Source organism: Psychrobacter sp. CX21, assembly GCF_057396255.1.
In genome coordinates this window covers 235,841-253,922 of the sequence record NZ_JBXYJG010000001.1, presented here as the reverse complement: position 1 = coordinate 253,922, position 18,082 = coordinate 235,841, and the positions used below count along the sequence as shown (strand labels likewise).

The window sequence follows — 18,082 nt, the reverse complement described above, 5'->3', positions numbered from 1 at the left end:
AACTGGAATTTACACCTACTTATGATTAGCCCTGCATATAACTTAGGTATAAACCTATCTAATTCACAAAAACTAACACCGCAAATGCAGCAAGCCATCAAGCTGCTGCAACTCTCAAGTATAGAGCTTGAACAAGAAGTACAAGCAAAACTTGATAGCAATCCGCTACTTGAGCGAGTAGAAGAAGAGAGTATCGATGCCGAAGATTTCAACAGCATTGAGGAATTAACACGCCAAGAGTTAAACGAGACGCAAGATGATGAACTATATAATCCTTATGATGAAGAGTACCCAAGCGATTATGATAATGGTGGCCCTGATACGAATGATTTAGGCTTAACCAATGACTATGAAGATACTGACTATCTAGATACTCCCTCGACAGAAGCCACTGCCAATAATGAGGTATATGAAACCTATGAGACGACAGGTATCGACAGTGATAGCAGCATTAATGACAGTAGTGAACGTATTGTTGAAAACACCCTAGAATTAACCATTGATACAGATTGGAGCGATGTGTACACCCATGCGCCAACCTCTATGGCGGCACCAGACACTCAAAGTATGACCGATTATCAAGGTGCAACTGAGGTCAGCTTACAAGATCATATACGTTGGCAGCTTAATTTTAATGATTTATCCGAAACGGATAATCTCATAGCAGATTATCTTATTGATGCGATGGATGAGTATGGATTTATACATATTGATATCGATGAGCTAAAAGCAAACTTTGACGAAACTGCTAGTTTTTATCAATGGGATAATAAAATCGAACGCTCCCAAATTAAACGTATTATTAGCATTATTCAGCAATGTGAGCCTTTAGGGGTGGGGGCAACAAGCCTCGCTGAATGCTTGCAGATACAACTTCGTACCCTTGATCCTAATACGCCTTACCTCAAACATTCTTTAAAGATTTTAGATGAGCATGAATTACTTGTCAGCAATAATATCAAAGAGCTGGTACAAAGAACGGGCGTTAAAAATACTGAAATTAGGGACTGTATATCCTTGATTAGAACCTTAAATCCAGCCCCAGGTCTGGCTTTTTCAAGCGCTCAACCTGATTATGGTGTCAAGCCTGAAACCTTTGATATACCTGATGTCTTAGTCAGCTTAGTCCATGAAAAAGAGAGTTCAGCACCCGTATGGAAAGTAGAGCTTAACCCAGAGACACTGCCAAAGCTTAAGGTGAATACCGAGTACGCCAACTTGATTAAACGGGGCGATAATAGTCCGGATAATGTATATCTAAAAGACAGCTTAATTGACGCGCGCTTATTTATAAGAAGTATAGAGGAGCGAAATCATAACTTACTTAAGGTGTCTATTTGTATTATCCAGCGTCAGCAGCGTTTCTTACTAGAAGGGCCAACTGCAATGCAGCCTATGATATTAAAGGATGTGGCGGATGAGGTAGGTTTACATGAGTCAACGGTTTCACGACTTACCACCAGTAAAAGTATATTGACTCCGCAAGGGTTGTTTTCACTGAAGTATTTTTTCTCATCGCATGTATCCAGTGATAATGGTGACATCTCTTCAACGGCTATAAGTGCCATGATTCAAGAGTTTATTGCCAATGAAGATACTAAAAAGCCGTTGTCAGACAGTACGATTCAGCAGCTGCTTGAAGAAAAAGGTATCAATATTGCGCGGCGTACCATTGCTAAATATAGAGAAGGGTTGAATATACCCTCATCGACCCAGCGTAAGGTCAAATTTTAATACCCTTGAATTAAAAATAATTAAAATAAATTAGTCAGTTTCTATCGATAGCTTTGAAAACTGAAATAAGATAAATGAACTACAGCAACAAATGAAATTACCAAAAGTAATGTAAAAGTTACTTCTTAGAAAGAATACTTTTAGCATTCGGGTTTGTATTTGAGTTAAGGTAACTGAATGCTTGAATAAGAAAAGGATTGAAGTGTTCTGGCTTGTTTTATTTTTTTGAAAAAATTTCAGATTATATAGTGTTTTGATTAACGTATCGGTATTTCTTACACTTTCTTACAATTTGAGTTCTTGTGTATTTGTAATATTCATGTCAAATTAAAGATGTTCCAAACCAAATTGTTTAGTTAATTGATGTTTTTGGAATAGTTATTTTTATAAGGAAATTAGAATAGCGCTTAGAGCAAATCTAAGATTTCTAGCAGTAAAAAATGTTTATTAATCAAAGATATGCGAACGACTCCTAACAGTGGACGAAACTGGCAACATTGTTATATTAAGGGTCTAATTGAGCCAGCACAGCTACTCAAATAATATTAAGGATGTAAGAATTATGAATATTTCAATCACTGGCCATCACATCACTATTACCGATGCAATGAAAGAGACAGTCATGGACAAGCTTTCAAAAGTAGAGCGTCATTTTGATCAAATTCAAAGCATAAAAGTAATTCTCTCGCTTGATAATAATAACTCTGAATCAAGCCATAGCGGTAAAAATAATCATAAAGCAGAAGCTATTTTGAGGGTTTCAGGCCAAGAAATGTTTGTACAATCTTATGATGATGATATGTATAAAGCAATACATGAAATGGCAGATAAGCTTGATCGCCAAGTTCGCAAGTACAAAACTCGTATGGAACGTAAAACGCGCTCATCCAAACGTCAAGATCGTTTTGCCCCGAGCGCGACTGATTCAGATGACTCTGCTCTTGCCTACTAATAACCAACTGGCTTATGCGCTAAGCATGAATCAAGGTTATGCTAAGCAATTCTAAAACTATTAGCCTAAAATTGTTAGCTTAATATAGTTAAATAGTTATTATTTTTAAAGTTAGCTTAGCGCAGCCCCTACTGGTCTAGTAGGGGCTTTTTATTAGCTATTTAGAAAATAGAGTTAAGATAATAAAGCTATGAGTTGGATAGGACAACTATAGATGGTTTGACTAAAAGAGAGTCGTGTTGAGTTAGGAGTTAGCTCTCATTTAACTTATATGCACTGACTGCAAGCCAAATCCAGCCAAGAATCATAAATGTGCCACCAATCGGAGTGATAGCTCCAAACCAACGAGGCGCACCCAACGTCATCGCAAACAAACTGCCTGCAAATATAATTACACCAATTTGTAATAACCAAGCGGTTGTGCGAGTGGTATAACCGAGTTTGATAAGAATAGCAACCAATAGTAGCCCAAGCGCATGATAGAAAAAGTACTGTGAACCAGTATGCCACCATGCCAGCTGCTGCGGTGTAGCAAAAGACTTAATACCATGTGCACCGAATGCGCCCAATCCGACCGCCGCGGCTAAATTAATCGCTGCAATGCTAATCCAGTTCATGCGCTACTGCCTTACTTTTAAAGAACTTGCTTATAAAGACCTTATTTTTAAAAGCCTTGTATCTAAATAAAGATTGCCCAAGTTTATAATATAAAATAGGTTAGAATTCATAAAATGTAATGGCTTTATAAGCCTAAGTCTAAGTAATTTATAAATTCAACAGCTTAAAAACTAATAGGCATTATAAAAGTAATCATTATGACTGAGTTTCAGTAGGCATAATGACACTTTCAATCGTCATGGCTTCACGAATCTTATCCATGGCATTCTTTTCAATCTGACGCACACGCTCGGCAGAAATATCGTATACCGCAGCTAATTCATGCAAGGTTGACTTTTGCTCAGATAACCAGCGCTGCTCGACAATATCACGTGAACGATCATCAAGGGCATCCATAGCTGTCATAAGTGCATTGGTATTGTTGTCTTCCCAATCTGCATCTTCAACCATTTCGGCAGGATCTGCGCCGTCTTCTAAAAATAACTGCGGCGCATAGTGTCCATCATCATCATCTGAGGATTGAGCTTCAAATGAAGCATCATAAGAGGTCAGGCGCGATTCCATTTCCAGTACTTGTTTGCGCGTGACATTAAGATCGGCAGCAATGGCATCCGCTTCTTCAAGCGTTAGCTGATTGTTGGTTTTTTTTAAGCTTCGTAAATTAAAGAACAGTTTACGATGTGCCTTAGTGGTTGCCACTTTTACAATACGCCAATTACGTATCACAAACTCATGAATCTCAGCTTTAATCCAGTGCACAGCAAATGATACCAAACGTACGCCCTTATTAGGATCAAAGCGTTTCACAGCTTTCATAAGCCCAAGGTTGCCTTCTTGAATCAAATCCGCTTGAGGTAGACCGTATCCTGAATAGCTACGCGCGATATGGATGACGAAGCGCAAATGCGACATCACTAATAAACGAGCAGCTTCTACATCATCCTCGTCATAATAGCGGTGTGCAAGTTCCCGTTCTTGTTCAGGCGTCAATATAGGTATTTGATGCACGGAGTTGATGTAAGCGCCTAAGTTGACACCAGGGGCAGATAAATTAACGGGCATCGCAGGCACTAAATCACGCGTACTGGTATCTGGGTGCTTGCTTACCCATACTGGCTGCTCTTCTTGATCGTCTGAATTTTGTTCAGCTTTCAACGATTCTGATACCTGTTTAGGCACTTCTTTAGAGTCGATATCATTGCCAACATCATCGTTATTCTCATTCAATATCACATCAGCTTCTGCCTCTAAATCGGCTGACGTTGGTTTAGAAATAGTCTTTGAAGCGACGCCTTTTGAAATTGAGTTGTTTGTATTTTGACTTTTAATATTCTTAGAATTAGCCATATATTAACCTTGCAATTAATAATTTTATTGACAACTATTGTAAAGGATAGCGTTCGCTAGTTGCCATGTGTTTTAGTAATAATGAGGTGAAAGATTGTATCGAGTTTTTCTATACTATTGTTATTATCGAGGTTATTAGGCATTTTTGATTCAAGTACTATAGATTCAGAGATTTGGGATTCAGTGCTTAATACTAAGGTTAAATCTGATTGTTTACAAAAAGATGCTATATCAGTCTTGGAATTTGGATCCGTTGCGAGCACATAAACACCATCATTTTGTGTAACAGATCTTAGCGCCACTTTGGTTTTCAAAAGAGGCATCGGGCATTCCAGTCCTCTACCATCTACCATTTGTGTTATCTGATGGGTTGTATGAGAATTTCTAAATGCACGTTCTATCGTCTTTTGCTCATCGATTGTTAATGTTTTAATCATTGATACGATAAACTTATTTTGAGCGTCATTTTCAAGGTTGATATAAGTCATAGATAGTTTTTAATAAATAAAGAAATAAAAGGCGTTGATACAGACTCTAATAGTAACTGTGCGCTAAGATATAAAACATTACATCAAAGATAGGATGTCATAAGATTAGATGGTTAAAATAAAAATTGATCAATACTCAACATAGCTACGCCATACCTAGCTACGCCATACATAGTTACGCTTTACCACACTTCATTAAGCATGCACTATAAGCGTCTAATGGTAACAAGGTTCACCGTTTTATCTATTCAAGATGTGTCAAATATTGTAAAAATATATATTATATGAGTAGGATGCTACTTACTATTCAAACCTATCAAATATCGTCATCTAAAAAAGTAATGAATAATTACTAATCTACAAGTATTAACAGCAACTAAGGAAGACCACTTGCGAGCTATGACTTACAAAACCAAATTATTACCAGCTGTAGCTATTATGTCAAATATCCTATATAGCGGGCTTTTGATAGGGTGGTCTACTGCCATTCAAGCTCGAAATTTCGAGAATAACACGGATATTCAACTTACGAATAGTGAGTCAACTGCTTACGATTATCCAAAATATTCTTCAAAAAACTCTTTCAATAACTCTTCAAGTAAGCTTTTAAGTAATGTTTCTAAAAGTCCTTCTAACAGTCCTTCACATAGTCCTTTACTTAATCTTTCAACCAATCCAGCATACAACGCTGCTTATAACAGGCCATACAACACGACCTTTAATACCTCAAGGCGTGCCAACTTGAATGATTCGGTCTTACCTAACTTGCCAGATTTAGGTAGTGGGGGTGGGCGCTTTGAGTCCAATCAGCACAAAGCAATAGGCGAGTGGTCTCTTCAACAGCTGAGCAAATCTGCACCTTTGTTAAATGATCCGTGGAGCCAAGAGCAACTTGAAACAATAGCTTGGCATATTAATGCGCAAGCGCGAAATCAAGCGCCACTTGCTTTGATGGTAATTAATAATGGTTCAATAAATGCATTCGCTATTCCAGGTGGGGTAATGGGTATTCATACTGGAACGGTAACCTCTGCAAAAAGTATGGATGAAGTCGCCAGTGTTGTCGCGCACGAAGTTGCACATCTCAGTCAGCGCCACTATGAGCATAGCTCCGATGCCAGTACCAAAGCAATGATGCTAAAGATTGGTGGCGTTCTGGCTGCAATCGCTGCAAGCGCCGTAGATGGCGATGCGGCCACTGCTATCATGATGGGAAGTCAAACTGCCGCTTTAAATAGTCAGATGGCGTTTAGCCGAAGTAATGAGAGAGAAGCGGACCGTATTGGCATGCAGCTAATGTTTAAAGCGGGGTACAATCCGCATGCAATGCCAAGTTTTTTTGCGACTTTAAATCAAAAGACCCAACTGAATATGAACAATCAAAGCTATTTACCAAGCTTTGTTATGACCCATCCATTAAGCTCTGAGCGTTTAAGCGATGCACAAAGCCGAGCCAATAGCTATCAACAGACTAAAATAACAAATCAGCGCGATGAGTTAACCTTTGATTTACTCAAATGGCGATTAAAACTACTGTCTAATCAAGTAACTAGGGGCGAGATGCAGCAAGCAGCACCAAATAGTCAAGGAGCAGCTTTGGCCTTAGCAAAGTGGTATGCTGATCAAGGCCAATTTCAATCTGCTAATGATTTAATTGAAACATTAAAGCAGTTTCCTGCCCCTAAATCATATCGTGATAAAACATCCCTTGATGTATTGACGGCTCTTACACAGGCAGATATCGCAGGTATGCAAAATAAATGGCATGATGCAGAACAGCACTTACTACCTTATTTTAACTTATACCCTGAGCGGCGCGACATAAGTTTGGCCTTAGCCACTGTCTGGTTGCATCTAGATAAGCCTGCAAAAATAATCCAAACCATAAAACCTATTATTCAAAAACGTCCTTACGATTTAGAAGCGTTATTTATCATGGAGCGCGCATATGAAGTGATGGCAACAAATACAAATAGCCAAACGGATACTAATAACGCCTTGAGCTCAAACACACATGCAGGCGATTACGGCGTAAATATGAATGCTATAAATACTCCAAAAAATGACGACGCTTTATCAATTATAGCTAGCGTTCATGCGTTAAGGTATCGTGCTAAAGGGGAGTTATGGCGTGCGAAATATGATAAAGCATTGATTTCATTACAACTAGCTAAAAATGTATTGGCTGACTCAAATAATCCAAGTGACATTCAGTTGAATACACAGCCTTTAATGGCTTCAATCAATAAAGACATAGCAGATGTTAAATCCGCTAAGAACTTTGAGCCCTAGTGCTTTTTCTGAGGGAGTGCTTCTTTTGAGGGTAAGCTCAAGCTTTAGGCAAAAAAATTAGAGCTTCTAAAGATTGAATCGGTAGAAGCCCTAGATTTGCTGAACTCAATAACATGTACAGGGCGATATAAGTATACAAGGTTACAGCGTAAAGCAGTTCACAGTAACCAACAGTCATTATAAAAAAGCGTTAGTTTGATAATGCTTTTCTAACCAATTGAGAGATCACAGAAGGATCAGCACGTCCTGCCGTTTTAGATTTCAGCACACCCATGACTTTTCCCATGTCTTGCATAGAGGTTGCACCTTGTTCGCTTATCTCAGCATTCACTAAAGCAGCCAGCTCTTCTTCGCTCATTTGCTGCGGCATAAATGTATTGATAATATCGATCTCGAACTGCTCTTTTTGCGCCAAATCATCACGGCCATTGTCTTGAAACACGTGCAAAGACTCTTGGCGCTGTTTTAATTGTTTTTGAAGAATCTCTAGGACAGCAGCGTCATCAAGCTCAACACGTCTATCTATTTCTATTTGTTTGATTACCGACTGAATGTTACGCAGTACTTTGACCTTTTCAAGCTCACGCGCTTTCATTGAAGTTTTTACTTGATTGGTAATAGTATCCTTTATTGTACTCATATAATTTTCCTATTATTCTTATACTGATTGTATTTTATGACATTTGCGGTATTAATTAACGGTATGAAACAGGGATTTTATTAAGTGCTTATCAATAGTTTATTTATCATATAATCACTTGAGCATATTGATTACTATCTCAAAAATTATCAGAAGCTATCTTTTACCCATAAGCTCATAGTAGATATATATTAAAAGTTTAGCACAAAAAAACCACTTGTCTATCGACGCATACTTGGATAAAACAAGATGCTACGAACAAGTGGTTATTACCGCTATTAAAACAATCTATCTACAGATAGATTATTCTCAATTAGTACATACGAGTGGTACGAATTGATTCGCGCTGTAATTTCTTTTTGTAGCGTTTAACTGCTGCTGCCTTTTTACGCTTACGCTCTTGCGTTGGCTTTTCATAAAACTCGCGCTTACGTACATCAGACAAAACACCAGCTTTTTCGCACGCACGCTTGAAGCGACGGATAGCGATATCTACAGGTTCGTTTTCTTTAACCTTAACTGAAGGCATGCAGACTCCTTAATAAATAGTAGGAAAATTGAGACGTTGACATTAACAATGCTGTAAATTTAGTATTAGCCACAATGTCTCTTTAACTTATGGCATCAGCTATTGTTAGAAAAAATACTAAACCCTTATACTGAGATAAGAATTAAGAGCGAGAATATACTATGTAATCAGTATCTTGTCAAGTATATTAGAGCAACCCCTGACGCAATAATTATATAGTTTATTTTTTTCGTTTGTGTAATTATAAATAGTGAGATAAACCCATATTAAATTTAAGCTTTTGATATATGGCTTAAACAATATAATATTATCAATTTATTATTGATATCTTTATTATCTTGAGGGATTGTGGATAGGGGTGTTCTTAATATTATTCAACCATACAGCCATTAATTTATACGTTTAATCGTCATTTATTTATAAGTTTAACCAGTTAGTTTAATAAAAATTAAGCTCATGTAATAAGCTTACCTATAAGAAGCAAATAAAAAAAGAGAATAAAAAAGAGCGATTAAACGAAAAATAAACGTAAAATGCTATTCAAATCAATATATTTAAATACCGAATTATTTAATTATAAGGGAGCCAGTTATGTCTAATACTAACCAGCAACATCCATTTAATTCTGCAAGTCATAAAACATCAGCATGTACGTTAGGCGTTAGCGCTTTATTATTAGGCGCAGCCCTATCGTTGTCTGCCTGTGGTGGTAACGATCATCATGAAGTTAAAGCGGTGGATAAAGTAGATGAAGCGGCAGAGCTTGCTCAGAAGAACGCCCCTGAAGCTGAGGTTGTCGTGGTAGAAGAAAGCACAACAACTCAGCCTACTGGCGAAGACATGGCAACTACCGAAGATATGGCAACTGCTGAAACGGCGACAGAAGATGCTGCTGATGCAGAAGCCGTTGATGCTGATGCAGAATTAAACTCAGATGCTGAGGTTGAAGAAGCCGCTGCCCAAGTTGATGCGGGTGCTGAACTTTCAGCTTCTGCGGGTAAAGAATTATATGAAGCAAAATGTAAAGTCTGTCATGAAACAGGACTATTGGAAGCGCCTAAGTTTGGCAACAGCGCCGATTGGGCTCCCCGCTTAACGCAGGATAGAGAGACATTAGTTACGCACTCTGCTGAAGGTTATAAACAAATGCCTGCTCAAGCTGTTGGTGATGTGACTAAAGAGCAAGTTGCCGCTGCTGTGGATTATATAATTGAACACTCTTCTTAAGCTGAATAAGCATAATGTGCTCTAGCTATACTTATATTAAATACTATATCTGGAAAATGCAAAATACGCTTAGACCCGATTCAATATGCTTAAACCCGCTTGATTATTTGCTTAACTAACGCCATAAATAACTATATTATGGCGTTTTTTATTTGTTTAAAACAATAGTATCCATATATAGTGATGAATAACAAGTGGCGATGAGTGTCTATACGCGTACCTATTCGATTACAAATATGCATAACTGTAAATATTCAACGCGTATTAAATTCTTAGCATATTGAAGAAGGTGAAACTTGAAAGTATTGGGCTTAGAAACATCATGCGACGAGACCGGGCTGGCTATTTTTGATAGTGAGTACCTAAACTATGATACTGTTGATGGCATGGATAGTGTTGATAGCACGGATAATAAGTGTGAAAGTAGTAACGGTATAGTTGGTCAGGTTTTGTATTCTCAGATTGAATTGCACGCTAATTACGGCGGCGTCGTACCTGAGCTTGCGAGTCGTGACCATATACGCAAGCTAGTCCCTCTATTAGATCAGCTATTAGAACAATGTGGACTCACTAAGAACGATATCGATGCGATAGCGTATACCAAAGGTCCTGGTCTAATCGGGGCGTTAATGACAGGCGCTTTGTTCGGTCGTAGCTTAGCCTATGGTTTGGATGTTCCTGCTATTGGTATCCATCACATGGAAGGTCATCTATTGTCACCTTTGTTGGGTGCCAATCCTCCAAGCTTTCCCTTTGTATCTCTATTGGTATCAGGGGGGCATACCCTATTAGTAGCTGCTCACGGTATTGGCAACTATGAGATATTGGGGGAAAGTATTGATGATGCCGCTGGCGAATGTTTTGATAAAGCGGCAAAAATGCTAGATTTGCCGTATCCAGGGGGGCCTAATGTGGCAAAACTAGCCCAAAATGGCGATCCCACTACTTATAATTTACCTAGGCCGATGCTGCATCGAGGTCTGGATTTCTCCTTTAGTGGTATGAAAACTGCCGTCCACAACTTGATTAAAGATACCAACGGCTCAGATGATGATCCGGTTGTACGCGCTAATATAGCGGCAAGTTTTCAACACGCGGTTGTAGATACTTTGGTAAAAAAGTGTGTTAAAGCGCTAAAACAAACGGGAATGCATCAACTGGTTATTGCAGGGGGTGTCAGTGCAAATATCCATCTACGTAATACACTCGAGCAAGAACTGTCTAAAATAAATGCGACTGTCCACTATGCGCCGCTTGAATTATGTACAGATAATGGGGCGATGATTGCTTATGCTGGCTATCAGCGCTTACAGGCTGGTCAGCAAGATGACTTAGCGGTGAGCTGTGTGCCCAGATGGGATATTAGTGAGCTACCATCTATTGCCTCTTAACTTAAAGGCCAGCAATTAAAACCATATTCATTAACTAAATTTAGATTAAACACTATTGTTAAATTCAGGAGGCGATATGCAGTGGCTGGCCATTGGGTTAGGAGCAGGACTGGGTGCTTGTTTGCGTGCATTATTGGCCCGCTTAAATCCACTGCATGCTTGGATACCATTTGGTACTCTGGGCGCGAATATATTGGGTGGTTTTCTTATAGGAATCGCTATGGTTGTTTTTCTACGCATGGGATCAGACTGGAGTCCAAATGTAAAATTATTTGTGATTACTGGTTTTTTAGGGGGTTTGACTACCTTTAGTACTTTTAGCAGTGAAGTGTTCGGATTGCTTAATTCTGGAAAGGTTGTGGCGGGTCTTAGTTTAGTAGGGTTACATGTTGTTTTCACGTTATTTGCCACAGCAATAGGTTATTATTTGACTCGAACTTTAATTTAGGCTCAAGTGTCTGATTTTATCCTATTATTTTTCAACTCAATATTAATTTATCAAACATAACTTTAAAATGGATTATCAAAACTACCTAAAACATACTTTGAATCTACTCGTTATCTTATTTCATACTACCTCACCTTAAATTATCTCATTTCATTTCATACTATCTCAAGGTTTGACCATCTCTTCTAATAGGCGCGCAAATCCTTGCATATAAGCAATGTCTTGGCTACTTTGGCGAGTAGCTGCAAATAGTTGGCAATATACCCCCTGATTTTTAGTCGGTGTAACTATGGTTTTGTCCTCAATTGATGCAATATTCAACGGTCTAGTCACAACCCATCCTTTCTTCTCATATTCAGCAGCGACCCAATCAGGTAAAGCTGCTACCCCGCGTTCACTGGCTACTAACTGAATTAACATTGCTGTCAGCTCAGTCGTTCTTATCTTAGCAAAGCTCATATTTGCTGGTGCCATAAACTTATCAATGATATCAAGCCGTTTGGTTTCCACAGGATAAGCGATTAAGGTTTGGTCCACTAAGTCAGCCGGTTCAATACTGTCCATACTAGCTAATGAATGTGTGGGAGATAGCACCAAACGGCTTTCATAGGTAAATAAAGGCTGATAACAAATACCGTCGATAGTCAGATCACTGGTTGTGATTAATAAATCTATATCACCTTCACTAAGCAGATGGTGCGGCTCGGGCTCAAACCCAGTGGCGAAATCAAGCTCAACATCAGACCATTCTTTACGAAATTGATTTAATATTGGCATCAACCAATCAAAACAACTGTGGCATTCAGACGCTATTCTTAAACGGCCGGCCTGACCATGGGCCAATCTTTTTAAATTATTTTTTGTTCGTACCACTTGTGGCAAAATATTATCTGCAAGCTTTAAGACGACATTTCCAGCTGGTGTAAATGATAGGGGACGTGTACGACGATTAACAAGCTTTAGACCATAATAGCTTTCAATTTCTTTTAGCTGGTGAGAGACGGCAGATGCAGTAACATGAAGCTCCTCTGCAGCGGCTGCAAGAGACCCATGCGCACGAAGGGCAGTCAGTGTTTGAAGATGTCTTAGCTCAAGCATAAGTATTTATCGTTTTAATTATGAATAGTAGAATGTGGTTTAAGTGACGACCGTTGTCTCTATTTTAACGCATTATATTTATAATATTCATATGTTTATTTGGCTGTTTGTTCGACTGTTTATTTACTTATTCGTCTGTTAGCTACATGTTCGACTATTTATCTACTTAGCACTTTTATTTAACAGGCACTTTTATTTACTAGGAACTTAAATTAAAAGTCATTTTTATTCATAGGTCTGTCTATTGCTTGTATAAATTAATACTAACGTTCTATCTATACCGACATTGAATTTAGGTTATTTAACGTTGATTTGTCTATTGATATAATTTTAATATAGAAATAGGTGTCTTTTCTGCTACCATAAATAATAATATCTTAGCTAACTAAAAAACTTTAAAATAATTTAGGGCAGTCAAAGGCTACCTAAAGATAGAGAGGGTGCATGGTTTTACAGAAAATACAGAGGTTTTTAGCATATGAAGCTGCAGGAGGTATTGTGCTTGCCATAGCAGCTATCCTAGCCATGATTGTTGCTAATTCACCCTTATATGGCTGGTATGAGTCATTTATTCATGCACCAGTAGTGGTTCAAGTAGGTGATCTGATCATCAGTAAAGATGCTCATCATTGGATTAATGATGGCTTAATGGCGGTATTCTTTTTCTTGGTAGGACTTGAGCTTAAACGAGAAGTATTAATAGGTGAATTGTCTAATATCAAACAAATCATACTACCAGCGGCAGCAGCGGTAGGCGGTATGTTGGTTCCTGCGCTTGTTTATGTTGCATTTAACTACTCAAATCCCGAGTACTTAAAAGGTTGGGCTATTCCCGCGGCAACAGATATTGCGTTTGCCATTGGTATTTTGAGCTTACTAGGCAGCCGCGTACCTAATGCTCTCAAAATATTCTTAGTCTCTATCGCTATCTTCGACGACATAGGTGCTATTTTAATTATCGCATTATTTTACACCAGCGATTTGTCATTACAGGCATTAGCAATAGCGGCATTGTGCTTGCCTTTTTTGTATATCCTTAATCGCCGCAACGTAACAGCGATTACGCCTTATTTGTTCTTTGGCGTTATTATGTGGATTGCAGTACTTAAGTCCGGCGTTCACGCCACGCTCGCTGGTGTGCTCTTGGCTCTATTTATACCTATGGTAGACGCTGATGACCCCGAGCACTCGCCCCTAGAAGAGCTTGAGCATGACCTACATAGTACGGTTGCCTTTGCAATTTTACCGTTATTTGCTTTTGCAAATGCAGGCATATCATTAAAAGGGGCGGGTTTCGAGCAGTTGCTCCACCCTGTACCTTTTGGTATAACGGCAGGATTGTTCGTCGGTAAACAGATAGGCATTATGCTGATGTGTTGGCTAATTATTAAAATAGGTTTGGCACAGTTGCCTAATGGGACAAACCTTAAACAGATCTATGGTGTGTCGTTATTATGCGGCGTTGGATTTACAATGAGCTTATTTATCAGTGGACTTGCCTTTGGTGGTTCAACCGAAGGATTTGATCCTCGCTTAGGTATTATATTAGGCTCAATTATATCTGGTGTCGCAGGTTACCTATTATTAAAAGCTACTTTGAAGGAGGATGTGAATACTGCGACTTTAGATTTAACTAAGTCATAGGTCATACTCAATTTTCATATTTTGGATTTAAAATTTACATAACTTAATAAAACTGTTGAACTCGCTCTCAAATTTATGACAAGTCATAACAATCTAATAAAAGTATTTTATTTATAATATTAAGTATTCAGTTATGTTTCTATCACATTTTGTTGATCATGAAATTTATACATACTTGATATCTATCAAGTTTTGTACCTATTTGTATGTATTATTTCATGTTATGAAATTTAATTTTTTATGAGCTGTATTAATAAAATTACTTGTTAGATATAAATTAAACATTTTCAATAATTTAAATAAATTATTCTGTTTACTAATTTTAAGGACTCGATATGAAAAAGTTATTAGTAGGTTTACCTTTAACATTAATGTTAGCAGCGTGTGCAACTGATCCTGCGGCTACTCACGACACAACTAATAAGGCGTACGATCGCATGGCTCCTGAGCAATTTATCTGTGAAGATAACTCAAAGGTTTATGCCAAATATTCATTAGATGGTACTGAAGCGATGTTGACCGTAGATTTGCCAAAAGCAAACTGGACGAACCAAAGTATCACTATGGATGCCGCCCAAGCTGCTTCGGGCTCACGCTTTGTTAATAACGATAGCAGCAATGTCACTTATGAATGGCATGCTAAAAATGATTTTGGACTAATGAATGTTATGTGGGCTGATGGTAAGGAATATATGGTTAAGTGCAAACGCCGTTAAAACCCTATTTTGTCTATAGATATTAAAAGACAGCAATATGATTATTGCTGTCTTTTTTGTTTTAAAATCTATTAAGCGTTATCCAATGGGCTAATTATTAGCGCTTGTATGTTTTATATTAGAGATTTCTAAAGACTTAAAGAGCAATAATCAACAATGGACTTTTAAATATAGTCGTAACGTAAATAAATAATAAGGTGCATACCTTAATCGCCCAAAGTTAATTTTCAGACACATTTATAACACTATTAAAAAATATAAGATTCTTCAATCTATTTAAATTACTTCTGTTATAATACGCAGCTTGGTAAACCAGACGATCGCCGTTTTGAATAAAACCTTGCGTTTTAGGATCAAGGGAGGAAAGTCCGGGCTACATAAGGCAGCGTGCCAGCTAACTGCTGGGCGGGGTAACCCGACGACAAGTGCAGCAGAGAGAAGACCGCTTTATTAGATTTTATCTAATAGAGTAAGGGTGAAAGGGTGTGGTAAGAGCACACCGCATGATTGGTAACAATTCATGGCAAGGTAAACTCCACGCGTAGCAAGACCAAATAGGTGTCCATTTTTTGTTGCCTGCAAAGGACACGGGTAGGTTGCTTGAGTGCACTGGCAACGGTGTACCTAGATGAATGATCGTTCACGACAGAACCCGGCTTATCGGTTTACCAATTTATTTTTTTTGATCTAGGGGTTGACGTCTTTATCATTATTTAGCATAATACCGCCCTCAAATGGCAATGTAGCTCAGCTGGTTAGAGCGCACGACTCATAATCGTGAGGTCGGGAGTTCAAGTCTCCCCATCGCCACCAAATTTGATAGTCAGTGCTATTCTAAAACCGATTACTTTGCTTATCACGCCAAGTAGTCGGTTTTTTTTGCGAGTATTATCCTATTCGATGTTTACAGCCCCAATTCAGTCAACTCAATTTCATTAAATTTATACCGCTTACAAGACAGCTGAAAGCTGTTAGAATAGCTATAAGTACTATTTCAGATAAGTACTATTTCAGATGAGTACTATTTCAAATAAGTACTATTTCAGATAAGTACTATTTTATATAGGTAAGATTTCAGATAAATACAATCTCAGATTTTCTTTTAATTTATTTAATAACCTAGGTAGCTGCAAGACGTGACCGCATTATCAAACATTAGAAACTTTTCAATCATTGCCCATATTGATCATGGCAAATCAACTTTGGCTGATCGCTTTATCCAGACTTGTGGTGCTCTTCAAGATAGAGAGATGCAGGCGCAAGTTCTAGACTCAATGGATATTGAGCGTGAACGTGGAATAACTATTAAAGCGCAATCTGTGACTTTATATTATGATCATCCAAATGGCGAGCGTTATCAGCTGAACTTTATTGACACGCCAGGGCACGTTGATTTCTCCTATGAAGTGTCACGATCTCTTGCAGCTTGTGAAGGCGCACTATTGGTTGTTGATGCGGCGCAAGGTGTCGAAGCTCAGTCGGTTGCAAACTGTTATACCGCTGTCGATCTGGGGCTTGAAGTATTGCCCGTACTTAATAAAATTGACTTGCCGCAAGTAGAGCCTGAGCGAGTTATTCAAGAGATTGAAGACATCATCGGTATTGAAGCGATTGAGGCGCCGCGTGTCTCAGCAAAATCTGGTTTGGGTGTAGATGAGCTGTTAGAAGCGTTGGTTGAAAATATACCTGCACCAACTGGCGATCGTGAAGCGCCATTACAAGCACTGATAATTGACTCTTGGTTTGATAATTATTTAGGTGTTGTCTCTTTGGTACGTGTCCGTCAAGGCACGCTTAATAAGGGTGAGAAAATACTGATTAAATCAACTATGGACTCGCATCTGGTTTCTTCAATAGGGGTGTTTAGTCCTAAGCCCGTTGAAACAGGTAAACTTGAAGCTGGGGAAGTGGGTTTCGTGATTGCAGGTATCAAAGACATTCACGGTGCACCAGTTGGTGACACAATTACGCATGAAAAAACACCTGATGTCGATCTAATCCCTGGATTTAAGCAGATAACCCCGCAGGTTTATGCAGGATTGTTCCCTGTTGATTCAAATGATTTTGAGAAGTTTCGTGAAGCATTACAAAAGCTTCAAATTAACGACTCTGCACTATTTTTTGAGCCAGATACTTCTGACGCACTTGGGTTTGGTTTTCGTTGTGGTTTTTTAGGTATGCTGCATATGGAAATTATTCAAGAGCGTTTAGAGCGCGAATATAATTTAGATTTAATTACGACTGCGCCCTCTGTTATTTACGAGATTAAGCGCAAAGATGGGGAGACTTTATTAGTCGATAACCCATCAAAACTTCCTGACCCTGGCTTTATCGATGAGTTTCGTGAGCCAATAGCACGTTGCCAAATACTTGTACCTCAAGACTATCTGGGTAATGTAATGACGCTATGTATGGAGCGCCGCGGTGTTCAAGTTGATATGCGTTTTATGGGCAAACAAGTTCAACTCGTTTTTGATATACCACTGGGTGAAGTCGTCATGGACTTTTTTGATCGTCTAAAGTCAGTCTCACGCGGGTTTGCCTCTCTAGATTATGAATTTGATCGTTATGAAGCAGACAAATTGGTTAAAGTTGATGTCTTAATTAATGGTGATAAAGTAGATGCCTTGGCAATGATTTGCCATCAAGAACAAGCACGCTATCGTGGCAACCAATTGGTTGAAAAGATGAAAGAATTGATCCCGCGTCAGATGTTTGATGTGGCTATTCAAGCTGCAATTGGCAGTCAGATTATTGCTAGAAGTACAGTCAAAGCCATGCGTAAAGATGTTCTTGCCAAATGCTATGGCGGTGATGTCTCACGTAAGAAAAAACTACTTTCTAAGCAGAAAGAAGGCAAAAAACGCATGAAGCAAGTGGGCAATGTTGAAATACCTCAAGAGGCTTTCTTAGCGGTTTTACAAGTCGATAATCAGTAAACACACAATAATAACGTGT

At 38.5% G+C, this 18,082-nt stretch carries 15 protein-coding genes, 1 tRNA gene and 1 other RNA gene; 11 read left to right on the top strand and 6 right to left on the bottom strand.

Annotated elements, in window-relative coordinates; translation table 11 throughout:
- Positions 1–21: 21 nt before the first annotated feature.
- Positions 22–1,734 carry an RNA polymerase factor sigma-54 gene (rpoN, locus tag AC2SLP_RS01060; protein WP_486534765.1) on the top strand — a complete coding sequence of 571 codons (1,713 nt, stop codon included), beginning with the start codon at positions 22–24 and terminating at the stop codon, positions 1,732–1,734.
- A 562-nt stretch (positions 1,735–2,296) separates the two neighbouring features.
- The gene (gene hpf / locus AC2SLP_RS01055; protein ID WP_486534764.1) at positions 2,297–2,686 is read left to right on the top strand and encodes a ribosome hibernation-promoting factor, HPF/YfiA family; all 390 of its coding nucleotides are present in this window, start codon (positions 2,297–2,299) and stop codon (positions 2,684–2,686) included.
- A 251-nt stretch (positions 2,687–2,937) separates the two neighbouring features.
- On the opposite strand, the gene AC2SLP_RS01050 is transcribed toward hpf, so the two are convergent.
- The 3 genes from AC2SLP_RS01050 to AC2SLP_RS01040 form a co-directional block, all read right to left on the bottom strand.
- On the bottom strand, positions 2,938–3,303 hold the full coding sequence (locus AC2SLP_RS01050) for a DUF423 domain-containing protein (RefSeq protein ID WP_486534763.1): 366 nt from the start codon (positions 3,301–3,303) through the stop codon (positions 2,938–2,940).
- Positions 3,304–3,499: 196 nt separating this feature from the next.
- A complete protein-coding gene (gene rpoH / locus AC2SLP_RS01045; RefSeq protein WP_486534820.1) occupies positions 3,500–4,366 on the bottom strand; it encodes an RNA polymerase sigma factor RpoH in 867 nt (288 codons plus the stop codon).
- A 341-nt stretch (positions 4,367–4,707) separates the two neighbouring features.
- Entirely contained in the window at positions 4,708–5,139 is a 432-nt protein-coding gene (locus AC2SLP_RS01040) for a sulfurtransferase TusA family protein (RefSeq protein ID WP_486534762.1), read from the bottom strand.
- A 438-nt stretch (positions 5,140–5,577) separates the two neighbouring features.
- Here AC2SLP_RS01040 and AC2SLP_RS01035 point away from each other — a divergent pair, with 438 nt between their 5' ends.
- Complete coding sequence (locus tag AC2SLP_RS01035; RefSeq protein ID WP_486534761.1) at positions 5,578–7,431, top strand: M48 family metalloprotease; 1,854 nt, start codon at positions 5,578–5,580, stop codon at positions 7,429–7,431.
- Between the two features lie 190 nt (positions 7,432–7,621).
- On the opposite strand, the gene AC2SLP_RS01030 is transcribed toward AC2SLP_RS01035, so the two are convergent.
- Positions 7,622–8,071, bottom strand: a complete 450-nt coding sequence (locus AC2SLP_RS01030; RefSeq protein WP_486534760.1) for a GatB/YqeY domain-containing protein — start codon at positions 8,069–8,071, stop codon at positions 7,622–7,624.
- Between the two features lie 313 nt (positions 8,072–8,384).
- Positions 8,385–8,600: a 30S ribosomal protein S21 gene (gene rpsU / locus AC2SLP_RS01025; protein WP_007394316.1), complete on the bottom strand. Its 216-nt coding sequence runs from the start codon at positions 8,598–8,600 to the stop codon at positions 8,385–8,387.
- Positions 8,601–9,191: 591 nt separating this feature from the next.
- On the opposite strand from rpsU, the gene AC2SLP_RS01020 reads away from it, so the two are divergent.
- From AC2SLP_RS01020 to crcB, 3 genes are all read left to right on the top strand, one after another.
- Positions 9,192–9,827, top strand: coding sequence for a c-type cytochrome (locus AC2SLP_RS01020; RefSeq protein ID WP_486534759.1), 636 nt, complete (start codon positions 9,192–9,194; stop codon positions 9,825–9,827).
- 296 nt (positions 9,828–10,123) lie between these two features.
- Entirely contained in the window at positions 10,124–11,218 is a 1,095-nt protein-coding gene (tsaD, locus tag AC2SLP_RS01015) for a tRNA (adenosine(37)-N6)-threonylcarbamoyltransferase complex transferase subunit TsaD (RefSeq protein WP_486534758.1), read from the top strand.
- A gap of 76 nt (positions 11,219–11,294) precedes the next feature.
- The gene (gene crcB, locus AC2SLP_RS01010; RefSeq protein WP_486534757.1) at positions 11,295–11,666 is read left to right on the top strand and encodes a fluoride efflux transporter CrcB; all 372 of its coding nucleotides are present in this window, start codon (positions 11,295–11,297) and stop codon (positions 11,664–11,666) included.
- A gap of 165 nt (positions 11,667–11,831) precedes the next feature.
- On the opposite strand, the gene AC2SLP_RS01005 is transcribed toward crcB, so the two are convergent.
- Positions 11,832–12,764, bottom strand: coding sequence for a LysR family transcriptional regulator (locus AC2SLP_RS01005; protein WP_486534756.1), 933 nt, complete (start codon positions 12,762–12,764; stop codon positions 11,832–11,834).
- A gap of 444 nt (positions 12,765–13,208) precedes the next feature.
- Here AC2SLP_RS01005 and nhaA point away from each other — a divergent pair, with 444 nt between their 5' ends.
- The 5 genes from nhaA (at position 13,209) to lepA (ending at position 18,063) form a co-directional block, all read left to right on the top strand.
- Positions 13,209–14,408 carry a Na+/H+ antiporter NhaA gene (gene nhaA, locus AC2SLP_RS01000; protein WP_486534755.1) on the top strand — a complete coding sequence of 400 codons (1,200 nt, stop codon included), beginning with the start codon at positions 13,209–13,211 and terminating at the stop codon, positions 14,406–14,408.
- A gap of 335 nt (positions 14,409–14,743) precedes the next feature.
- The gene (locus AC2SLP_RS00995; protein WP_486534754.1) at positions 14,744–15,124 is read left to right on the top strand and encodes an MliC family protein; all 381 of its coding nucleotides are present in this window, start codon (positions 14,744–14,746) and stop codon (positions 15,122–15,124) included.
- 304 nt (positions 15,125–15,428) lie between these two features.
- Positions 15,429–15,800, top strand: an RNA gene (gene rnpB, locus AC2SLP_RS00990) — RNase P RNA component class A.
- 60 nt (positions 15,801–15,860) lie between these two features.
- Positions 15,861–15,937: transfer RNA gene (locus tag AC2SLP_RS00985), tRNA-Met, on the top strand.
- Positions 15,938–16,260: 323 nt separating this feature from the next.
- Complete coding sequence (gene lepA / locus AC2SLP_RS00980; protein ID WP_486534753.1) at positions 16,261–18,063, top strand: translation elongation factor 4; 1,803 nt, start codon at positions 16,261–16,263, stop codon at positions 18,061–18,063.
- Positions 18,064–18,082 lie beyond the last annotated feature (19 nt).

Excerpts from the sequence above, each read along its gene's own strand:
- rpoN (WP_486534765.1), top strand. The coding sequence starts at position 22 with ATGATTAGCCCTGCATATAACTTAGGTATAAACCTATCTAATTCACAA.
- hpf (WP_486534764.1), top strand. The coding sequence starts at position 2,297 with ATGAATATTTCAATCACTGGCCATCACATCACTATTACCGATGCAATG.
- AC2SLP_RS01050 (WP_486534763.1), bottom strand. The coding sequence starts at position 3,303 with ATGAACTGGATTAGCATTGCAGCGATTAATTTAGCCGCGGCGGTCGGA.
- rpoH (WP_486534820.1), bottom strand. The coding sequence starts at position 4,366 with ATGCCCGTTAATTTATCTGCCCCTGGTGTCAACTTAGGCGCTTACATC.
- AC2SLP_RS01040 (WP_486534762.1), bottom strand. The coding sequence starts at position 5,139 with ATGACTTATATCAACCTTGAAAATGACGCTCAAAATAAGTTTATCGTA.
- AC2SLP_RS01035 (WP_486534761.1), top strand. The coding sequence starts at position 5,578 with ATGTCAAATATCCTATATAGCGGGCTTTTGATAGGGTGGTCTACTGCC.
- AC2SLP_RS01030 (WP_486534760.1), bottom strand. The coding sequence starts at position 8,071 with ATGAGTACAATAAAGGATACTATTACCAATCAAGTAAAAACTTCAATG.
- rpsU (WP_007394316.1), bottom strand. The coding sequence starts at position 8,600 with ATGCCTTCAGTTAAGGTTAAAGAAAACGAACCTGTAGATATCGCTATC.
- AC2SLP_RS01020 (WP_486534759.1), top strand. The coding sequence starts at position 9,192 with ATGTCTAATACTAACCAGCAACATCCATTTAATTCTGCAAGTCATAAA.
- crcB (WP_486534757.1), top strand. The coding sequence starts at position 11,295 with ATGCAGTGGCTGGCCATTGGGTTAGGAGCAGGACTGGGTGCTTGTTTG.
- AC2SLP_RS01005 (WP_486534756.1), bottom strand. The coding sequence starts at position 12,764 with ATGCTTGAGCTAAGACATCTTCAAACACTGACTGCCCTTCGTGCGCAT.
- nhaA (WP_486534755.1), top strand. The coding sequence starts at position 13,209 with ATGGTTTTACAGAAAATACAGAGGTTTTTAGCATATGAAGCTGCAGGA.
- AC2SLP_RS00995 (WP_486534754.1), top strand. The coding sequence starts at position 14,744 with ATGAAAAAGTTATTAGTAGGTTTACCTTTAACATTAATGTTAGCAGCG.